A 19,112-nucleotide genomic window follows, 5' to 3' on the forward strand; every position below is an offset into this window, starting at 1 on the left:
GGCTAATTCGCTTAATCTTCATTTGTTCCCCTTGCGGCCCGTCGGGCGGCGCGTCCACTTCGTTTCGATCAGGCGAGATAGGTTGCTCCAGGCTATCAACTCACGATGCATGCATGAGAGGGCAACTCCCGGGCCACTTAGAAGGCGGCTGGGTGCTTCATTGGTTATAGGCTGCCGCCGATATAGAAGTCGGCTTCTTCAAGTCTACCGATGAGGGCCATTCGTCGCGACGCGCTTTAACAGGATGCTGAAAAACGTTTTTGGTCCGGCCGACTCGTGGCTTTGATTCTGTTTTGTTCGCTTTTCGATTCTCGTTTGGACTCCAATTCCGACTTGCTTGACAGTCGGTGCACGACTTTTTCAGCAACCTGTTAACGCGCCGAGAAGAGTTATAACCAGCAGTACATTTATAACCGCCACTGCGAATAGCGCGCCAAGCGCACCGTGCGCACCGAGCTTCGTGATCAGCAGGGTTCCCAAGGAAGGCGATGCAGCCTGCATGATGAGGCTAGGCATAGCGATGCGCCCCATGATCGACGGGTAAAGGTCGTCACCAAACACGGCGAGCGGCAGCGTGCCGCGGGCAATGGACTCTAAGCCAATCCCCGCCCCGTAAAACACGAGTGCTGTCGCCTCGATTGTGACGTTCGCCCACAGAAGACCCAACCCAATGGCGACGAATACTGTCGAGGCAAACTTCGTCCAGATTGGATGATGGAACCGGCTGATGGCCATGTCGATCGCCCTTGCGCCGACCTGGCAAGGCCCGACAATCGCGCCGAGCGCAACTGCGGCTGCAAGCCCGATGCCACGAGCCTGAAGAATTGTTAACAAATAGACAGAAAGTAGCGTAGAGCTGATCGAGCTGACGGTAATTGCGAGCGCCATTAGAGTAAACAGTACCCCAGATCCCACTGGTACAGGACGCTCACCCAAATCCCTGCGATGGCTTGAAACGACGGCACGTACCTCTCCTATCTGCTCCTTCGGTAGCGCAAGGATGTAGGTTGGCAGGAGGACGAACATATCCAGGCCTGCATAGATCAGGCATGCCTTGCGCCAGCCGAAATCGGAGACGAACATGGCGGAAAGCGGCCAACAGAAGGTGCTCGTGAAGCCAACGAACAAGGTCAGCGTCGCAATCGCGGTTCGAGCACGCTGGCCGTATATGCGGCCGAGCGTCGCGAATGCCGGATCGTAGAGACCCGCGCCCATGCCGACACCGAGCACCAACCACGAGAGTATGTAGACTAGAAGGTTCGAAGAAAGAGCTAAGCCCACTAATCCCACAGCAAGAAAGGCGGCGCTCGTGGCCAGCACAGGGCGACCGCCAAAACGCTGGATGCTGTCCCCGACAGGCGGTGACACGATGCCCGCTGTTAGCAGCCCTAGCGAGAGGCCGCCTACAATCCAGGCTTCCGGCCACCCCGTGTCGCGAACTATGGGCTGCGTTAACACGCCTAGCAGAAAGAACGAGGAGCCCCATGCGAGTATTTGCGTTATGCCGAGTACGGGAATGAGTGTCCGAAGACGAGGCACATCTCCCATCGGCGCAGGGGGGTCTGTGAGCATGATGTTCACCGGGCAGCTCCGCAGCGATACTCATTTTTAGATTCTCGATTCGACGTTGCGTTCGAGACGTAGCGGGCATCCTCGCCACTCGGCGCACGACCGACCAGGCATCCAGCCCTGGTTTCGCGGCTCCCGCATGCAATGTTTGATTGCATCTTCTGCAATGCCTCATGTGTTGACGTCACTCGCAGGTTGCACTGAAACCCGACCTGTACTTGCGGTGCTGCAACCAAGGGTATTTCCAACCGATTCGAGCAGCCTCGGGGGTAGATCCTGCGCCCTCGAGTTGAGGATCAGGCGGTGGAACTCGGGTTTTAAGATCGCAACGGACGAGGAATGGCTCGGGGTCGACAGGGGCGGCGGTCCCGCTTGGGTCTGATCGCGCCCTGGTAGGTTGTTTTCCCTCGTTCCATCTATCGCGCTGTCGCCTAGCACTTCGGATCCTTGCCGCCACACGACGATGACATGTCAAGAAACGTGCCAAGTGAGCCACATGCCGCAATTTCAGCCAGTTGAGAGCGCGGCACAGAACCCGGCCGACTATTCGACGTCGCGGAATCAACAAAGCTGACGCCAAGGGATGTGCCCGCATGGTCTTTAAGGAGCCAGACAGCGACTACGCCATCATTCTCTCGGAGCAGAACTGGGTCTGGTCCGATCCGAAACGCACCGACCGCCTGGGGCGCCGAATTTCGCCCGGCGCCTTGGTGAACATGGGCCCAGGAAGACGGTCGTAAGGCGTTCCATGTACATCGTCCAAGAGATTGCCAATCTTGCGGACGCTATCGACTTCCTCAACGACTGGCCCGAAGATCAGCAAGACTGGTTCACCTGGCCGCGCTCCGGCCGTGCCTGGACACATGCGATGGGCAGAAACCTTTGAGTGCTGCACGCCACGAATTTCTCGACTTTGCCAAGCGCTCCGAGATTTTGGAAGATCCCATGTCCGCCATGAAGTGGATCGCAGCCTGCAAAAAGGCGCGCGCTTAGAAATTTCTCCAGCCGTGCCAGTTTCGAGTGGGCTGAGCTTGGTGTCATTGAAACTGACCCGGAAGCAAGAGGCATTTGCAGACGGCAACTTTCAGGTGAGGAATAGGAGCCAGTGATCGATTGTCGGCGGTCGCGTTGCTTTCGGGGCGCACGGTGGCTCCGGCAAAAAAAAGCTGCGACCGAGTGGTGTCTCATGTGTGGACCACCCCTTTCGCGCATAAGGGTTTTGATGCTGCGCGGTCGGGTGGGAGCCATGCGTCCGGCCTGTCGATGCGGCGCTAGTGACCGCAGGCCTTGATGAAGTTCGCGAATCAACGCTCGGATCGGCTGGAACCGCGTGCTAGGAAATCCACTATCATCATCGCACCAGCGAGACGGCGGCCCCATCGTCTGAGAGGCAACCAGCACGACGAAGTCGATATCTTCGCCTACGCGGCAGAGGGCTCGCTGGGCCACGTGATAGAAAGCTCGTTTCATTGCCGCCGGATTGTTCTGCCGACACTTCATCGCACGGCTCGAGCGACTGCACGCCACCCACATCGACTACCAGCATTCCGTCAGACGGCTGATCGGTGATGTCGAGCCCGATATCGAGCAGTCGACACACCGTATCGCGAATATCGCAGCGATGACGCGGCTCGGCGCGGTCGCCGTCTCGAAAATGCGCTGTCGAGCGTCGACGAGAACCGGGAACAATATCGGCAGCGTCTCGCCGACGCCCGGTGGCTCCCTTCGACCAATCCTGCGATGGCGGCGAATTCGCCTTTGCCGGAGAGCTTGATCGCGCCAAGTCACGTCTGCGACTGTCGGGCGATCCATTCCTTCGGCCGCAAGCGCCGCCGAGTCTCGGCAATCGAAAAAATTTAGTCGAGCTTCGCGTCGTAAGTGACGAGCGTGATCGGCTGCAGGTGCCGACCTGGTTGGCTTCTCGCAACGCCGGTCGATGGACTATAGAGTGCCGGCACGCCCGTGGGATTGAACCGGCCGCCATAGAACTCTCCGCCCACGCCCCCGACAGTGGCTCGCGGGCACAAGGGCGTTCAAGGCCCGAAAGAGCTTGCCCTCATAGGGCATGCGAGCCGTAAGGCGTGCTCTCTGGTCGTCGGCGAGGCGGTGCCGTTCATAGCAACCCTGACCGATGCTGACACTCGTCGGGATCAAAGGCAGAACAATGGCGATGGTGGCACAGCGAAACAGCCCATCATGCCTGAACAGAAGCGGAACGAGCTTGTACCAGCGCACAAGTGTCGCGCGGCAGGAATAAAGCAAAAACCGTCTTGCCCTGCCCCCGATAACTCGGCCTCTCTACGAACACCTTGTTAGGTTCACGCGCGCTCTGCGACAATAGGAAGGCGACATAATGAATGCCTTGAGGCGCTTTGTGGGAGGTCGCCATGTCGCACCATGGTTTTGGCACATCCAGAACAACTGGAAATGCTCAGCAAGGCGCTCGCGGAGCTGGGCGGCCATTTCCCGCCCGACAGCCCCGAACGTGAGGCCTTGGCCGCGAAGATCATGATGCTCGTGAAGGCGGAACCGACAGATCGAAGAGAGCAAGAAGTCGCTGAGCGGCCGAAATGCTATTCAACCTCACTGATTTTATCCGGTGCTGCGAAAGGATGAGAACGGCTCGCCCGTGAGAGGCGGGCCAGTCGCAGACCGTGGGCACGCCTGAAGCCTTTCTTCGCCGCGGATCCAACCCATGTTGCCGCCTCCCCTGCGACCGTTTGACAAGCAGGCCGTCGACGCGGTAGCACAATCCAAAGCTGAGATTGCAGGGCAGAATTGACCGCACCCCTCGGGCTGCGCGACCCCGACCAGCTTACACCCAATTGGCGCCATTACGCGCATCGGCACGGCGGTGCGACATCTCCTGTGTCGAGAGCGCGATAACGGAACTTAGTTGTGATGCAGCTGCGTGGCCTAAAGGCCCAGCTGTTAGCAGGTGAGGGAGGTTGAGAACGTCATGCGCCCTGAAAATTCCTCGCCCTTTGCGGCGACCACACTGATCCCTCTCAACAATCCGATCTTTCGTTCGATCTGGACAGCCACGCAGATTTCCAGCCTTGGCTGGCTTGTCCAGAGCGTGGCGATCGGCTGGCTCATGGCCACCATTCCAGCTTCCGATCTGATGGTTGCGCTGGTGCAGGCTGCCTCGACGCTGCCCGCGTTCTTTCTGTCAGTCCTGGCCGGGGCCATTGCCGACAGTCTCAGCCGCCGCGGAGTGATGCTTGCCGGGCACTGCCTGATCGCATTGGCGTCCTCCACGCTGGCTCTCTCTGTGGCGCTGGGCTTTGTCAATCCGTGGCTGATCTTGGGTCTCAGCTTTCTGGCCGGGTGCGGCTTTGCCCTAAATGATCCCGCCTGGCATGCCTCCGTTGGCGATATTCTCGAAAAGCGGGACATACCCGCTGCCGTGACGCTGATGTCGGTCGGTTACAACGTTGTTCGAAGCATAGGACCGGCGCTGGGCGGCGTTATTCTGGCGCTTCTCGGACCTCTGACCGCTTTCGGCTTGGCGGCGCTCAGCGACCTCGTTCCATTGAGCGCCGTCCTGCGCTCCAAATGGCACGTGCGCTCTTCGCCGCTTCCGCGCGAACGGATGATGACGGCCATCCGCGATGGCATGCGCTTCACGGCGATCTCCTCGGAAATCCGCTTCGCGATCGCGCGTGCAACCCTGTTTGGGCTGTCGAGCATCTCGATCCTGGCTCTGCTCCCGCTCCTCGTGCGCGATCAGCTGGCAGGCGGCCCCCTCGTCTACGGCGTCCTGCTGGCCGGCTTCGGCGCAGGCGCCTTCGTCGCCGGACTGTGCAATGGCTACTTGAGACGCATCACCTCGCAAGAGCGACTGGTCACGCTCGCATCCGTTGCCTGCGCGGCATGTTGCCTTTTGCTGGCGCTCACATCGTCGGTTGCTGTAGCGGCGGTCGCGCTTGCCATCGGTAGTGCAGGCTGGGTTGTCACCTGGACGGGAACCGACGTGTGTGTGCAGTTAGCAAGCCCAAGGTGGGTCGTCGGTCGCACGCTGTCGATCTACTATGCCTTGACTTATGGCGGCATGGCGGCCGGCAGCTGGATCTGGGGTGCTGTCGCGCAGAACCATTCCCTGACATGGGCATTCGAAGGCGCTGCAGTGGCGCTGTTGCTGGTTGCTGCGGCGGGAAAGGTGCTGCCCATCGAAGTTTGGGAAGAATCCGACCAAGGGGCCGCCGACTTCATCCCGCCCGAACTGGCCCTCACTCTACGGCCAAGGAGCGGTCCGATCGTGGTCAAGGTCGAGTATCTGATTCCCGAAACCAACATCGCGGCATTTCTGCGCTGCATGCGCGAGAGGCGGCGCGTTCAGAGCCGCGCCGGCGCGCGCAATTGGACGCTGCAGCGAAACCTTCAGAAGCCCGCGCTTTGGACCGAGACATTCCGCGTGCCGACCTGGACCGATTATCTTCGTTTGAACCATCGACTCACCGTGGCTGACAGGGAGCTCGACGAGCGCCTCGCCGCTCTGCAGTCTGATGAGGCGCCTCCCCATGTCTCGCTTTCGATCGAGCGGTCGACCAGCCCGGCCTCCGGCAGCGAAGTCCAGCCCGTGCCGTTCGTGTCGCGCCCCTAAGCGCCTGGTCTCTGCGGCACGAACGATTGGGGCAACGGCCCTTTAATGTATTCAAGCGAGGGGCAGTCGCGGGCGTTTTCTGGGCCAGTGATCATCTCCGTACAGCGAGTTCAGATACGAGTTGATGTCCTGGGCAGGTCGGTCCGAAACTGACCGCTACCGAAGAGTGCGACTGCCAAGTTATTGGCCTTCCTTCGATCAGTGCGACTGTCGCCTAACAAAGCGTCTCGCAAGCCACGCCGTCGCCGTCCCGATCGAGCTTCCGGCCCCATGAGCAGTTCTGCAGATACCATTGGGCCTCGTCGCAGGAACTGATCTGCTTGCACGTCCGCCGCGGCTCGCAAGAATAGCCGCTCTGCGCGACCAGCGGCCGGCTGACGATGCCGTGCGGCTGGCTTGGCGGCGCGGCGCCATCCGAATGCGATGCGCGCCAGTCCCAGGGCGCTTCAAACTTCCCGACCCACAGACCGACCTTCGCCGCTTCAGCCCTCGCCTGCTGCGCTGCGTAGGCGCCGCGGCTGTAGCGCGGCCAATCAAGCGCCTGGCCGTGCTCGACCATCCACGCCGCCACACTGGCGCCGTCGGCGCGCCGGCAGTCGCCGACGTAGCGGTGATAACGATCCCATGTCACGAAGGTGCACTGCACCGGCCTCGAGGCGGCCAGGAACCTATCCAACGCTTCCGCCGATCGCCGGCCGCAGGGATATTCGAAGGCGTCACAATATTGTCCGCTCTCCGGCGCGTCGATGCCGTTGAAGCGGATCCGCTGTCCATGGACTTCGATCGTGTCGCCGTCGATGACGGACGCGACGCCGGTGATCGGCTGCGGCTTCGGTCCCAACCAGTTCGACGCATTGATTTCCGGCAAGCTGTCGCTGTGCTGGATGGCCGTTTGGGCGGCAAGCGCGCCAGCCGCGGCGACAGTGACGACGATCAGGCGCCCTGGCGCGCTTGCCCAGCGTCGGACGCGCGAGCGCCTGGCGCCGCTGCGCTTCAGCCATCGGTCAGATCGATTGTATGTCGAGATTTGTACAAGCCCATTCCCCCACCCGGGAGGATGCCCTTAAAGACGATTAAAGTCCAGCGGCGCTCTTAGTGCAACTATATTGCGCTGCGCTGCAAATGCACCGGAAGACTTATAAAGTTCGAGGTGTCATTTCGCATTATGGTTGGAGAAGTGCGCCACCGTATTGCGCCCAAAGGTGTTCACAGTCCCACACCCTCAAGCTCGGCGTTCCTGGTTCCCCATATAAGACCATTGCACCACGAACATCGTAGCCGAGCACCGATGCATTCGCAACGAACTGAATAGCGCGCCCTAGGCTGATGGCGCCGATCCTGGTTTCAATTTTGCTGGTGAGATCGATCACGCCGAAGATTTCGGCGTCTCCGCCTCTGCCGGCCAAAACAGCCGTCGACACCGCGTCATTCACAGCAAGCAGCATCGCGTTTGTCCCTGTAAGCAGCGCCTGCTAACTTCGATGTGCGAATTTCGTTCCGCGCCCCAAGAAACAATCTGAGACACGCTTTCCGGTCAAGCGGCTCGTGCTTCGCGGTGCTAGAGATTCACCGCGAAATGAGCCCGCCCGACGGCCATCGGTATTTCTTGCAATCATTGCAGTACCTGTGTTCCGGGAGGTCGCCAGCGTGTCGGCAGTTGGTGATCGTCGGGCAATGTCCGAACGTTTGTCACCCGCGCAATTTCTGGCCTCCCGTTCCAAGGTTTTGCGGTTATTGCCATGCTTGCCGATCAGTTCCCGAACCTGCTCGGGCGTCAGCCGGTGCTGCTTGGCGAAATAGCGCACCTCATAGTCCTCATCGGCTGAGACGCGATCGCGGTCCCGGAAATCGCGTTTGGTTTTGTCATCGGCCATGGCGGTTCCTCCTGAGAGCAGAAAGAACAGCGGCCAAGCGCAATTGTTCCTCTCCGCTTTCCAGCAGTCGCTAACGGAACGCTTGCGCCTGTGCGATATTGAATCAAATTCGGTTGTCGCGCGTGGGTTTTCGATGCGTAAGCCTGCCGGCCGCGTCCGGCTATCCTTCATTCGTCCGATGGAGCCCGAGCTCGTCGAGCCGCCGCCCATCGGCGAAGGCTGGAGCCACGAAGTCAAATTCGACGGCTACCGCACCCAGGTCGTCAAGGATGCCGGCGGAATTCGCTTCTTCACGAAATCCGGGATCGACTGGACCGCGAAATACCGGCCGCTCGCCGAGGAGGCCGAGTCGATCGGAGCAGAGAGTTTCACCCTCGACTGCGAGGTGATCGTGACCAACGAAGCCGGGCTTTCCGACTTCCACGCGTTGCGCTCGGCAATTACCAAGCGCCCCCAAGATCTCTATCTGGTTGCGTTCGATCTGCTGCACCTGAACGGCCACGATCTGCGCGACATGGCGCTGAGCGACCGCCGCGAGATCCTACAGGCGCTTGTTCCGGCCGGCGGGCACATCCAATTCAGCGAGTCTTTGCCGGGCACCGGTGACGCGGTCTACTGCCTGGCTTGCGAAGCGGGGTGGGAGGGTATCGTGTCGAAGCGGCTGGACGGTATCTACCGCAGCGGGTCGACGATGAACTGGCGTAAGATCAAGTGCTACATCGAGAAAGTTATGGACATCATCGGCGTGAAGCGCGAGACGGGCAAACTGGCGATGGTGCTGCTGGCGGAGAACGGTCGATACATGGGTTACGCCTTCGTGACGTTCAAAGCCGACAAGCGACAGCGATTTTGGGAGCGCGTCCAGGCCAAGGCCGGCGCTCCTCCGCCGCAGGGACTGGTGAAAGAGAAAGCCGAATGGCTGAAGCCGGGCCTGGTGGGCCGGGTGAAGTGCCTTAAGGGCGAGGAGAAGCTTCGCCACGCCTCACTGATAGACTTTTGGGACGAATAGGCGTGGTATGTCCGGTCGGCTTTGAAAGCCGCTCAAAATTGACCCTGACCCTGACCCTGCGGCCCAGGCCTAAGTGCGGCCGTGACGGCTTTTTCTAATCCATCGCCGTTTACGAGCGAAGGGCTTCGACCCGATAAAATCTCCGGCCCAGAACCGTAGAGCTGAACTGACGATAGCCGCTTGCGCAGCCGCCGCTCGTTGGGCGAATGCTATTGTCTTTTCTGTCACCGCCAATATTGCCTCGGCCCCTTTCGGGGCCTTGCTACTTGCATCCAAAGCAATGATGGGAAGGCGCATAGCCACGACGGCAGGTGCCAACAGCAAGTCGCCGTAAGGGAAGGCTGCCTTTCGGACGCGACGTCTTTTGCGAACTGCCATCAGCTACCCCATTCGGCCGGCGCCGGAACCGTAGATCGAATACGCGCAGAGGGAGGCTTTGTTCCTGTTGGCGAAAACCGACGTCCACTTCGTACGATAGCCGCTCCGTGAGCATGTTCGAGCCGTAGGCGAAGCAGAGAACATTCCCATTTTTTATAGCGACCCGAAAAGCGTCATGGCTCGTGCTTGGAGGCTCAGCGGTCCAAAGTGAGGTAGTAGCGCTGCATGCCTGGAAAGAGCCGCTTGAGGAAAAAGGACGCCAGTTCGAATGCGACCTTCGCGCTCAGTTGCCTTAGCGCCTCGGTGGACGATTTCGTCTCTGAGTTGCCGGACGTCTTCCTTCTCGGCCCAAATGTTCTTCTTCGCCGTTTTCGACCTGTGTAAAAGATTAAGGTCGATATGGCCGGCCTCTTCGAGGATGTGAAAAAGCAGCTTATGCAGGTGTCTATTTCCGACAACGAGCTCCGCGACGAGTTCGCTGAATTTCTCGTCGTGAACGAGGCCGTGCGCTATCGGCTTCAAGAGAACATCCCGGATGGTCATTTCGATGCATGAATAGGAGAATATTATCGAGGCGCTGGGGCTCACTGAGAGGAGTTTTTCAGCCTCTTCGAGGACGTCCAAAGCGACAATATCCAAATCCGGATTTGACAGATAGTATGAGCGAGATCGCTCCAGCGCAAATTCGCCAATGATGCTTTCTCGATTGTCGTCTATGATCTCCTTAGTCAATCTCTCATAGAAATCTTCTCTCATTACGTCTTCTTAGGTATCGGTCATTTCGAAGCCTTCTAAAGTCGTTCGCCGGCAGTCTAGTGCCGAGGAGTATTAAGCGATCTGATCCGCCAAGAAAGCTCGGCGGCTCGTCAAACGACGCCGTTTGAATTACCCAAGCTTGTGGATGGCGACCTTAGGAATGACCGCCTTGGCGATGTCGCATAGATGCGGATGATGGGTCACCGCTTCGACGCGGCCCATCCATTCGCGCCAGCGCAGCTCTGGCGGCAGGTGCTCGAGCTCGGTGTCCAGCAGCGCCGGCTGCTCGTCTGGCTTGCGGCGGACGGACGCTTGGCTCATCGCTACAGCCCAAATAGCCGGAAGGTGGCGCGGCCCGGCAGCTCGCGCACGGCCTCGAGTTGTTGCAGCCGCTCGAACAGGCGTCGCGCCGCAAAGCGCGACAGGTTCTTTGTCGTCAGCGTGCCAGGGACGGCATCTTCATTCAGGAGCAAAAAAATCACGTCGCCGGCGCCCTTAGCGCGCAGTTTCGGCGCCACCGTCAGAAGTTTTTCGGCGCGACGCGACAGCTCGGCGGCCAGCCGGCAGGCCTCGGTCGCTCCCTGAACCAGCGCTAGGCAGACCGCGCGCTCAAAGTTTTGTTCCCCCGGCTTTGTTCGCCGGCTGGCGCCGGCCGCCGTGCGAAAAGCCGGAGCAAAAGCCTGGGCCATCAGGAGCGGCAGCGGCCGCGGCCAGCGCAGGCTTTGCGCCAGCACCAGGTCGGCGAGCCACCAGGCCAAAAGCTCGGAGTCGGGCCGCATGGTGACGACGTGAGCGGCGATCGCCGCGGCGGCGAACGGCGCCGGCCGCTCCGACGCCGCCAGCTTTTCGATCTCCGTGCAAAGCGGTGCCAGCGCCGTGGCATCCCAATGGAGTCCCAGCTGGTCGACGATCCTTTCGAGCCGATCGGCGCTGGCGATTGGCGGCTGCAGCGCCAACTGCCGCCAGGCGCCAAAAATGGCGCCGGCGGGGCCGGGATCGGCGCCGGCCGGGCACAGGTGCCAGGCGTCGCGCAAGGCCGCCTCGTCCTCCGCGCGGCCAGCGAGCCGCATGCTGGCGCCGGCGCATTTCAGCGCCAGCCGCTGCCGCCAGGCGCTGGCCCAGGCAGGCTGCACTCGAGCAAGCCCGTCGAGCGCGCTCAACGCGGCGCCGGCCCGGAAGGCAGCTTCGGCGTCGCCGGTGTCGCGGCCGGGCGCGAGCGCCCAGGCCGGCACGGCCGGCGGCGTGGCGGGACTGGCGGTCGCGGGGTCGAGACGAATCATGGTTTTGGAGGGTAAAGTGGCTGTGCGCTTAGCGCCATCAGTTTTGCACGAAAACGCACAGCCTGTCGGCAACACATAATGAACGATAATGTTGCATTATCGTTCGTTTTACGCTCTAGTCGGAAAATGGCCTCTGTCGCCGATCAAAACCCCGAAAAGTGGGCTATAGCATGCTCCGCTCGATCACAGGAAACGCCGCCGGGTGTCGACCAGATCGGCCCGGCAGGCTCGGCCGACGACCTGCCGGACATCGTCGACGTCGTCATGGCGATGAGTCGCGCGCCGGAGGAGCCGCCGGCCGAAACCACCTCCCCTCTTCCGGCCGTCTCGAATTCCCGCCTACCGGCGCATCTCGACGCGCTCGCCGGCCGCGCCCGCGATTATGTCGAGGCTGCTAGTTCGGCCAACACGCGCCGCGCCTACGCCGCCGACTGGAAGCATTTTGCGAGCTGGTGCCGGCGCCAGGGCGTCGAGATGTTGCCGCCCGATCCCCATGTCGTCGGCCTCTACATCACGGCCTGCGCGTCAGGTGCAGTCACTGGCGACAAGAAGCCGAACGCCGTGTCGACGATCGAACGTCGGCTTTCCTCGCTGACCTGGAATTATGCGCAACGCGGCCAGCCGCTCGACCGGAAGGACCGCCACATCGCCACGGTCATGGCCGGCATCCGCAACACCCACGCCGCCCCGCCCCGCCAGAAGGAGGCGGTGTTGCCCGAGGATCTGATCGCCATGCTGGAAACGCTCGACCGCGGCATCCTGCGCGGCCTGAGGGACCGGGCAATGCTGCTGCTCGGCTTTGCCGGAGGACTCCGCCGTTCCGAGGTCGTCGGCCTTGATTGCGGCCGCGACCAGACCGAGGACGGCGGCGGCTGGGTCGAGATCCTCGACAAGGGTATGCTCGTCTCCCTGCGCGGCAAGACCGGCTGGCGCGAGGTCGAAGTCGGCCGCGGCTCGTCCGACGGCACCTGCCCGGTCGTGGCGCTGGAGACTTGGTTGAAGCTCGCGCGTATCACACACGGGCCGCTGTTTCGGCGTGTCACCGGTCAGGGCAAGGCCGTCGGCGCGGATCGCCTCCACGATCAGGAAGTTGCTCGTCTGGTCAAGCGGACGGCTTTGGCCGCCGGGTTACGTGGTGATCGGTCGGAAGGCGAGCGCGGACAGATGTTTTCGGGGCACTCGCTGCGAGCCGGCCTCGCCTCCTCGGCCGAGATCGATGAGCGTTTTGTGCAGAAGCAGCTCGGCCACGCCTCTGCCGAGATGACGCGCAGATGCCAGCGCCGGCGCGATCGCTTTAGGGTGAACCTCACGAGGGCGAGTGGACTGTGACGCTCGTCTCTATAAGCTCTCCGGAAATCGTTAATTCATAATTGGGAGGATGATCGAGCGCCGCATGGTCGCCTTCCCTCCCCTCTCGAGGCACGAAGAGAAGACACCATGGCCGAAACTCATGCAGCTAGCTCCCTAAGGGCTTGTTAAGGTTAACAGCGGTTTGGCGCTCGAATCAAGTTTCTCTCGGCTGTCAGCACGCCGACCCTCTTGCTGTTGTGGTTACCATCTCGCGTCCTGCATGAAGGGTGGTCCGCGGTAGGATAGCAAGCACTCGCGAGGTTTGGTTGTACATGTGCAACTTTCCTCCAATGTCTAGCCCTTCTGGGGGCGCAAGTAGAGACCCGGATGGCTGCCAAATGATCGCGAGACCGGTAGTTGTACATGTGCAACTTGGAAGCCTGGAGAGTGGACGATCCGGATCGCCGATCAGCTCGCTCGACCAGGCGGCTATCCCCTGCCCGTTTTGGACTCAATCGTTCCGCACAACGATCGGCGGATCGCAGCCAGCCACCAATTGTGTGGGAATCGTGGGGCCGTCGGCAGAGGGTTTCTGCTCTGTGCACGGCATGTCGCCCGGGTGTTGTCGATAGCTGGCGTGACCTGGTCTGACCCAGAGTGGCTTGCATGCGGCGCGCCGCCTGGACGCCCGACTTTTTAGGGGATGGCTCTCCATGCCTGCGTCTTTGGGCAGAGGGGAATAGGCTCCGACATGGAGGCCATAGGGCGGCCGTCGTCCCCGAGGAAACATGCGCCGGCTGACCAACGTAAGGGTGCTTGAGGTGGGTACTGGACCTAAGCGTGACCCGTGAACAGCGGATTGAATGGTGATCCAGGCCGTCGGCTTCGGGGTAGAAGCCAGGTTGACCGTGTAGAACTTCGGTGCCGCCGTGGGGCGAGGTTCATGCTGGGCGCAGATGCCGCGGCAAGATCGCCAGCTTGCCGAATTTTTCGCACCGCGAACGAGAGCGTTTCATACACGGGCATAGACGAGCCGCTCCGTCGCGCATAAAAGTCGTGAGCAGGTGTCGCTATGACGAAATCGCACATGTACAACTAATGCGAAATGAGGGCGCGTGGTATTCCATAAGGCCTCCCTTTCACCGTCTTCGAAGAAGCTCTCGGCGCGGTTCGTCGGGCGCTGGGAGGTCTTAGCGGAGACAATTGACACGAACGCCTGGACAGAGGAGTTCCACTCGTACAAGGGACACAATGCGCCGGGATTGCGCCCTATAACTCGCGCGCTAACTTGGTCGCACCCAGCAACCTGAGCGCCAAGAAGGATTAGCCTTTCTGATGCAGTCGCAACGTACGTACGATCTCGACGGCATTGTCACCCGTTCCAGAAGCACCGCCGCTCCCTTTGACGTCAATTCATGATACCTACGAAGCGATCGAACTCTGACGCAACACATCACCAGAAAATTCCAATTGCCATAGCCGCCTGGCGGACCCGACAAAGTTGCACACGTACAACGGCGCGAATGATCAGTGTCGCTGTCAAGGAGAGCGTCGGGGGGCCGATAGCGAGCGGTCCATCGATGTCACCCGAATTTCATTCCCCAGCGCTGGAGCAATAGGCCACCAATACAATGCTATCGATGTTGATCCAACAAATTACCAGCCGACAAAGTAGTGCTCCGCCTTGATGCTTTAAGAATTTGATAGCGGATCGCGACTCGCTTAGCAGCGTGGCTGCGTTAACCTTTTGGTAACCAAAAAGCGTTTGTCGGCGGTCCAGAATCAGTCCATCCTGATCAGCGCATTTACGTGGCCCATTTGCCAAAATGCGCAGATCAGGAGAGGCCGGTGTTGGACAAGGTCAGCAAAAGCAGTCCCGCGGGCGAAAGCCTCCGCGAACTCATCGCTACGGATGCCGCGGAACTGTCAAGGCAGTTGCAGGCGCACCAGGCTAGGATTTTCCCGCCGACATCGCAAAAGGGCATGCGCTTGTTCACGCCGGGGGAGGCCGCCGACTTCATTGGCATCCATGAAGGCTATCTTCGCCAGATCGTCGCCGAGGGGCATGGTCCGCAGCCACAGGCAAATGGGCGGCGCTTGTATTCGGTGGAAGATATTGACCGGCTCCGCCAAGTACTCGATGAAGCGAACTCGAAGGCGCAGGGAAAATACATTCGACATCGCAGGGCAGGGGAGAAGCTTCAGGTTCTATCCGTCATGAACTTCAAGGGCGGCAGCGCCAAGACCACCACGGCTGCCCATCTTGCCCAGTTCCTGTCCTTACGCGGCTACCGGGTACTTGCCATTGATCTCGATCCCCAGGCCAGCCTGTCGGCGATGTTCGGCCACCAGCCTGAGCTAGATGTCGGCCCCAACGAAACCATCTACGGGGCGATCCGCTACGATGAGGAATGTCGCAGCATTCTGGAGATCGTGCGCTCGACCTATACGCCCAACCTGCACCTCATCCCGGGCAATCTTGAGCTGATGGAGTTCGAGCACGAGACGCCGAAGGTTTTGTCCAGCCGGCAGCCTGGCACGATGTTCTTTGCCCGCTTGGGTGAATGTCTGGCGGAGATCGAAAGCGCTTACGATGTCGTCGTCATCGACTGCCCGCCGCAATTGGGCTTCCTGACGCTGTCGGCCTTGTGCGCCGCCACGGCCGTCATCATTACCGTGCATCCACAGATGCTCGACGTCATGTCGATGTCCCAGTTCTTGCTCATGACCTCGGACTTGCTCTCGGTCGTTGAGAACGCCGGCGGCAACACCGACTATGACTGGATGCGTTATCTGGTCACTCGGTTCGAGCCGAATGATGGTCCGCAAAGCCAGATGGCTGGGTTCATGCGCTCGATCTTCGGTAATCGCGTGCTCGAAAACGCCATGCTCAAGTCGACGGCGATCTCCGACGCCGGGCTGACCAAGCAGACCCTTTATGAGGTTGAACGCGGGCAGTTTACGCGCGGGACATATGACCGTGCGCTTGAAAGCCTGACCCTCGTCAACGGGGAAATCGAGGAGCTGATCCGCAAGACTTGGGGACGTAAATAGCGATGGCCCGCAAGAACCTCTTCGAAGTCTCGGAACCCACCGGCGAGCAATCTCCGCCGGATGCCGCCAGAACGGCCCTGGTGAGGCCCCTGATGGGGCTGGATCGGTCACTCAAGCCTGGCCGGCCGGTCGGCGCCATCTCGCAATCGCTCGAAAACATCAATTCGCGCGCTCAGCGGGCCGAGGAGATCGAACGCAAGCTGTCGGAAGGGCAGGCGGTCGTTGAGCTCGATCCCAACATCATCGATCAGTCCATCGTGGTCGATCGTCTGGGCGTGAGCGATGAAAGACGATCGGCTCTCGTCGATCAGATCCGCGAGCATGGACAACAGGTGCCCATCCTGGTGCGCCCGCATCCTGAAAACGATGCTCGCTACCAGGTCGCCTACGGCCATCGGAGACTGGCTGCGGTCAGACAACTCGGCCGCCTGGTCCGCGCTGTCGTCAGGGACCTGACAGACGAGCAACTCGTCGTCAGCCAAGGGCAGGAAAACAACAGTCGCAGCGACCTTTCCTACATTGAGCGCTGCTATTTTGCGGCAAAGCTCGAAGCCAGGGGCTTCTCGCGCGATGTCATCATGGCCTCGCTTGGCGTCGACAAGGCGGCGCTATCGAGGATGATTGCCCTGGTCGCGCGGCTACCCGCCGAGGTCATCGAGGCGATCGGCACCGCGGAATCCTTCGGGCGCCAGAAATGGGCCGAGCTTGCCGATCTGCTCGAGGAAAAGGGCAAGCGGGCCAGGGCCCTGAAGGCTATCCAGGATCCAGAATTCGCCTTGCGTAGCAGCGACGAGCGTTTTCAGGCCATTCACGACCTCGTCAAGACCGCGGCCAAGAAGCCGGACCGGACGGTTTGGACCGCCGCCAACGGATCGCGCCTGGTCAACATCAGCGACAGCGAAACCAAGATGACCTTCGCTTTCGACAAGCGCATTGAACCGGAATTCGCAAGCTTCGTGCGGGAGCGCCTGCAAGCACTCTATGACGAGTTCCGCCAAAAGATAACGGACTAAGGAGCACTCAACCGCAAAAGAAAAAGGCCCCCGAACGTCACCGTCGCGGAAGCCCTTCTCACGTCTGTAGCAAGCTGAGAATCGCATTTCCCCGAATCACTGTCAAGAGTCGTGGCGCCATTTCGGCGAGCTGATTTCTTTTGCCTAGCGATAGGTGGAAGGAAAAATGGGAACGCATACCGTAACGACGCCCTTTGGGCGGCGGCCGATGACGCTTGGGCAACTGGCAAGCCAGCTCGCGGCCAGCGAAATTGATCAGGAAGCCCGAGCTTCAAAGTGGCAGGTCTTCCGCGATATCCGTGAGGCCAAGGAGGCGCTGGGAGCGACCGATCGCGCCTTGGCGATCCTGAACGCGCTCTTGTCATTCCATCGTGCCGACGAGCTCGCGGCAGAAGACGGTCTGATCGTGTTTCCGTCCAACGAGCAGCTCGGCCGCCGCGCCAACGGCATGCCGCAGTCAACGCTCAGGCGCCATCTGGCCAACCTGGTGGCCACGGGCCTCATCATCCGGCGTGATAGCCCGAACGGCAAGCGATTTGCGCGAAAAGGGCAGGGCGGGGCGATCGACCAGGCCTATGGGTTCGATCTTTCACCGATCCTTGCTCGGGCACAGGAATTCAAGGCTCTTGCAGCTGCCGTCCAGGCAGAGCGGAAGGCACTTCGCCTGGTCAAGGAGCGCCTCACGATCTGCCGTCGCGACGTCGTCAAGATGATTGAGGCTGGTATCAACGAAGGCGTGCCTGGCAATTGGCAAGGCTTTCTAGGCCGGTATGAAGCGATCGTCGCCCGCTTGCCCCGGACGGCTGCACGCCTGACTATCGAGGCCATTTGCAATGAGCTGGAAGATCTTTGGGTCGACGTGCATCAGACATTGGAATCCTTCGTCAATTCGCAGAATCCGGACGCCAATGAGTCCCATTCTGAGCGCCATATACAGAATTCAAACTCATACATTTTATCTATCGATGAAACTGAACACGACTTAGGAGAAATAGAAGAAGCGAGCGACGTTGCCGCCAAAACCGACAATGTACGCGCCTTGCCAAACCGGGATTTGCCCTTGGGCATGGTGGTGGACGCCTGCCCCGAGCTATTGACGCTGGCCCGCGACGGGCAAATCCGAACCTGGCGCGATTTTGTTGCGGCGGCCGAACAGGCACGACCGTTCATGGGCATCAGCCCCAGCGCCTGGCAGGAAGCGGTCGAGGTCATGGGGCCGGAAAAGGCAGCGATCACGCTGGCGGCGATCCTGCAGCGATCAGATCGGATCGCCAGCCGCGGCGGCTATTTGCGCAATCTGACAGAGCGGGCTCGCAACGAGAAATTCTCAGTGTGGCCGATGATCATGGCTCTCTTGCGCGAAAAACTGGATGCGCACGCCAAGGCAGCCGGCAACAACGAAACGTCTGGAGCAGATCCCGCCGACGGCGATCGAGGTTCTACCGTGGAGATCAGCGACGCCCTGCGCAAGAACATGAAAAAGAAGGGCTGGGAGCGGTGAGGCGTTCCACGGTGGACTGGATCGTCGCAGGTCTCAGACGATCAGCCGCGCCGCGCGTCCCAGCTGCCGTTCCGCGTCGTTGTAGTAGCGCGAAGCCTGTTGGATCGAGCGATGCTGGGATTGCTGCATGGCCTCGGTCAGCGGAATGCCGCGGCGGCCGGTTTCGGTCAGAAAGCCCGAGCGCAGGCCGTGGGCGGAAAACAGCGTCGGGTCGAGACCGGCCTCAGTGGCGCGTCGCTTCAGGATCAGATTGACCGATTGCGGCGTCACGGCCCGTCTTTCGAGATTGCCCCAACGATCGATGCCACGAAACACGGCGCCATCGGCAATGGCGGCGCGCTCGAGCCATGCGCTCAGCGCCGTGACCGGTCGGCCGACGAGCAGCACGAAGGCGTCCGAATCGGCCTCGGTGGTCTTGCTGCGGCCGAGCCGGATTTTTAGGCATGGCAGCTTTTCGCCGTCCGGATTCTTTGGGTCCGCCGGCACCGGCTGTTCCTCGACCAGCTGCTCGACACGCAGCGACGAAACCTCGCTGCGGCGGCGGCCGCCGGAGGCAAAGGCGGTCAGCAGCAGGGCGCGGTCGCGGACGTCGACCAGTTTGTCGCCGGCGCAGGCGTTCAGCAGGGCGGACAAAATATCGGCGGTCACCGCCCGCTTGCTCTTGCGGCCGCGTGGCCGTGCGCTGGCGCGCACCGCCAGTTTTATGGCGCTCTGCAGGCCCGGGGCGGCAAAATTTCCCCGCAGCCCGCGCCATCGGGTCAAGGTCGACCAGCTCGACAGCC

At 60.8% G+C, this 19,112-nt stretch carries 15 protein-coding genes and 2 pseudogenes; 9 read left to right on the forward strand and 8 right to left on the reverse strand.

From position 1 onward, the window contains the following. Positions 1-360: 360 nt before the first annotated feature. Positions 361-1,572, reverse strand: a complete 1,212-nt coding sequence (locus tag ACWGS9_RS31700; RefSeq protein ID WP_454508953.1) for an MFS transporter — start codon at positions 1,570-1,572, stop codon at positions 361-363. A gap of 745 nt (positions 1,573-2,317) precedes the next feature. On the opposite strand from ACWGS9_RS31700, the gene ACWGS9_RS31705 reads away from it, so the two are divergent. From ACWGS9_RS31705 to ACWGS9_RS31720, 4 genes and pseudogenes are all read left to right on the forward strand, one after another. Next, positions 2,318-2,455, forward strand: coding sequence for a hypothetical protein (locus tag ACWGS9_RS31705; protein ID WP_454508940.1), 138 nt, complete (start codon positions 2,318-2,320; stop codon positions 2,453-2,455). A gap of 500 nt (positions 2,456-2,955) precedes the next feature. Next, a pseudogene (locus ACWGS9_RS31710) lies at positions 2,956-3,184 on the forward strand (hypothetical protein); the annotation flags it as partial. An 812-nt stretch (positions 3,185-3,996) separates the two neighbouring features. After that, complete coding sequence (locus ACWGS9_RS31715; protein WP_454508941.1) at positions 3,997-4,185, forward strand: hypothetical protein; 189 nt, start codon at positions 3,997-3,999, stop codon at positions 4,183-4,185. Between the two features lie 343 nt (positions 4,186-4,528). Further along, the gene (locus ACWGS9_RS31720; protein ID WP_454508942.1) at positions 4,529-6,175 is read left to right on the forward strand and encodes an MFS transporter; all 1,647 of its coding nucleotides are present in this window, start codon (positions 4,529-4,531) and stop codon (positions 6,173-6,175) included. A gap of 214 nt (positions 6,176-6,389) precedes the next feature. On the opposite strand, the gene ACWGS9_RS31725 is transcribed toward ACWGS9_RS31720, so the two are convergent. From ACWGS9_RS31725 to ACWGS9_RS31735, 3 genes are all read right to left on the reverse strand, one after another. Beyond that, positions 6,390-7,043, reverse strand: a complete 654-nt coding sequence (locus ACWGS9_RS31725) for a thermonuclease family protein (RefSeq protein ID WP_454508943.1) — start codon at positions 7,041-7,043, stop codon at positions 6,390-6,392. Positions 7,044-7,338: 295 nt separating this feature from the next. Continuing rightward, positions 7,339-7,620 carry a hypothetical protein gene (locus ACWGS9_RS31730; protein WP_454508944.1) on the reverse strand — a complete coding sequence of 94 codons (282 nt, stop codon included), beginning with the start codon at positions 7,618-7,620 and terminating at the stop codon, positions 7,339-7,341. Between the two features lie 27 nt (positions 7,621-7,647). Then, a complete protein-coding gene (locus ACWGS9_RS31735) occupies positions 7,648-8,049 on the reverse strand; it encodes a DUF3606 domain-containing protein (RefSeq protein ID WP_454508945.1) in 402 nt (133 codons plus the stop codon). A gap of 133 nt (positions 8,050-8,182) precedes the next feature. On the opposite strand from ACWGS9_RS31735, the gene ACWGS9_RS31740 reads away from it, so the two are divergent. Beyond that, the gene (locus ACWGS9_RS31740) at positions 8,183-9,058 is read left to right on the forward strand and encodes an ATP-dependent DNA ligase (RefSeq protein ID WP_454508954.1); all 876 of its coding nucleotides are present in this window, start codon (positions 8,183-8,185) and stop codon (positions 9,056-9,058) included. A 531-nt stretch (positions 9,059-9,589) separates the two neighbouring features. Here ACWGS9_RS31740 and ACWGS9_RS31745 read toward each other — a convergent pair. From ACWGS9_RS31745 to ACWGS9_RS31755, 3 genes and pseudogenes are all read right to left on the reverse strand, one after another. Then, complete coding sequence (locus ACWGS9_RS31745; protein ID WP_454508946.1) at positions 9,590-10,192, reverse strand: hypothetical protein; 603 nt, start codon at positions 10,190-10,192, stop codon at positions 9,590-9,592. A 201-nt stretch (positions 10,193-10,393) separates the two neighbouring features. Then, a pseudogene (locus ACWGS9_RS31750) lies at positions 10,394-10,513 on the reverse strand (SMC-Scp complex subunit ScpB); the annotation flags it as partial. A 2-nt stretch (positions 10,514-10,515) separates the two neighbouring features. Continuing rightward, positions 10,516-11,472 carry a DUF1403 family protein gene (locus ACWGS9_RS31755; protein WP_454508947.1) on the reverse strand — a complete coding sequence of 319 codons (957 nt, stop codon included), beginning with the start codon at positions 11,470-11,472 and terminating at the stop codon, positions 10,516-10,518. 126 nt (positions 11,473-11,598) lie between these two features. On the opposite strand from ACWGS9_RS31755, the gene ACWGS9_RS31760 reads away from it, so the two are divergent. The 4 genes from ACWGS9_RS31760 to repC all read left to right on the forward strand — a co-directional run bounded on the left by ACWGS9_RS31760 (position 11,599) and on the right by repC (position 18,330). Further along, positions 11,599-12,801 (forward strand): site-specific integrase, encoded by a 1,203-nt coding sequence (locus ACWGS9_RS31760; protein WP_454508948.1) that lies wholly within the window; start codon positions 11,599-11,601, stop codon positions 12,799-12,801. 1,812 nt (positions 12,802-14,613) lie between these two features. Then, complete coding sequence (gene repA, locus ACWGS9_RS31765; protein ID WP_454508949.1) at positions 14,614-15,816, forward strand: plasmid partitioning protein RepA; 1,203 nt, start codon at positions 14,614-14,616, stop codon at positions 15,814-15,816. A gap of 2 nt (positions 15,817-15,818) precedes the next feature. After that, entirely contained in the window at positions 15,819-16,829 is a 1,011-nt protein-coding gene (repB, locus tag ACWGS9_RS31770; protein WP_454508950.1) for a plasmid partitioning protein RepB, read from the forward strand. 166 nt (positions 16,830-16,995) lie between these two features. Further along, the gene (repC, locus tag ACWGS9_RS31775; protein ID WP_454508951.1) at positions 16,996-18,330 is read left to right on the forward strand and encodes a plasmid replication protein RepC; all 1,335 of its coding nucleotides are present in this window, start codon (positions 16,996-16,998) and stop codon (positions 18,328-18,330) included. Positions 18,331-18,363: 33 nt separating this feature from the next. On the opposite strand, the gene ACWGS9_RS31780 is transcribed toward repC, so the two are convergent. Continuing rightward, positions 18,364-19,112: site-specific integrase (locus tag ACWGS9_RS31780; RefSeq protein WP_454508952.1), on the reverse strand; the 749-nt coding region annotated here is incomplete at its 5' end.

The sequence above is a fragment of the Mesorhizobium sp. Arg314 genome (assembly GCF_053714275.1).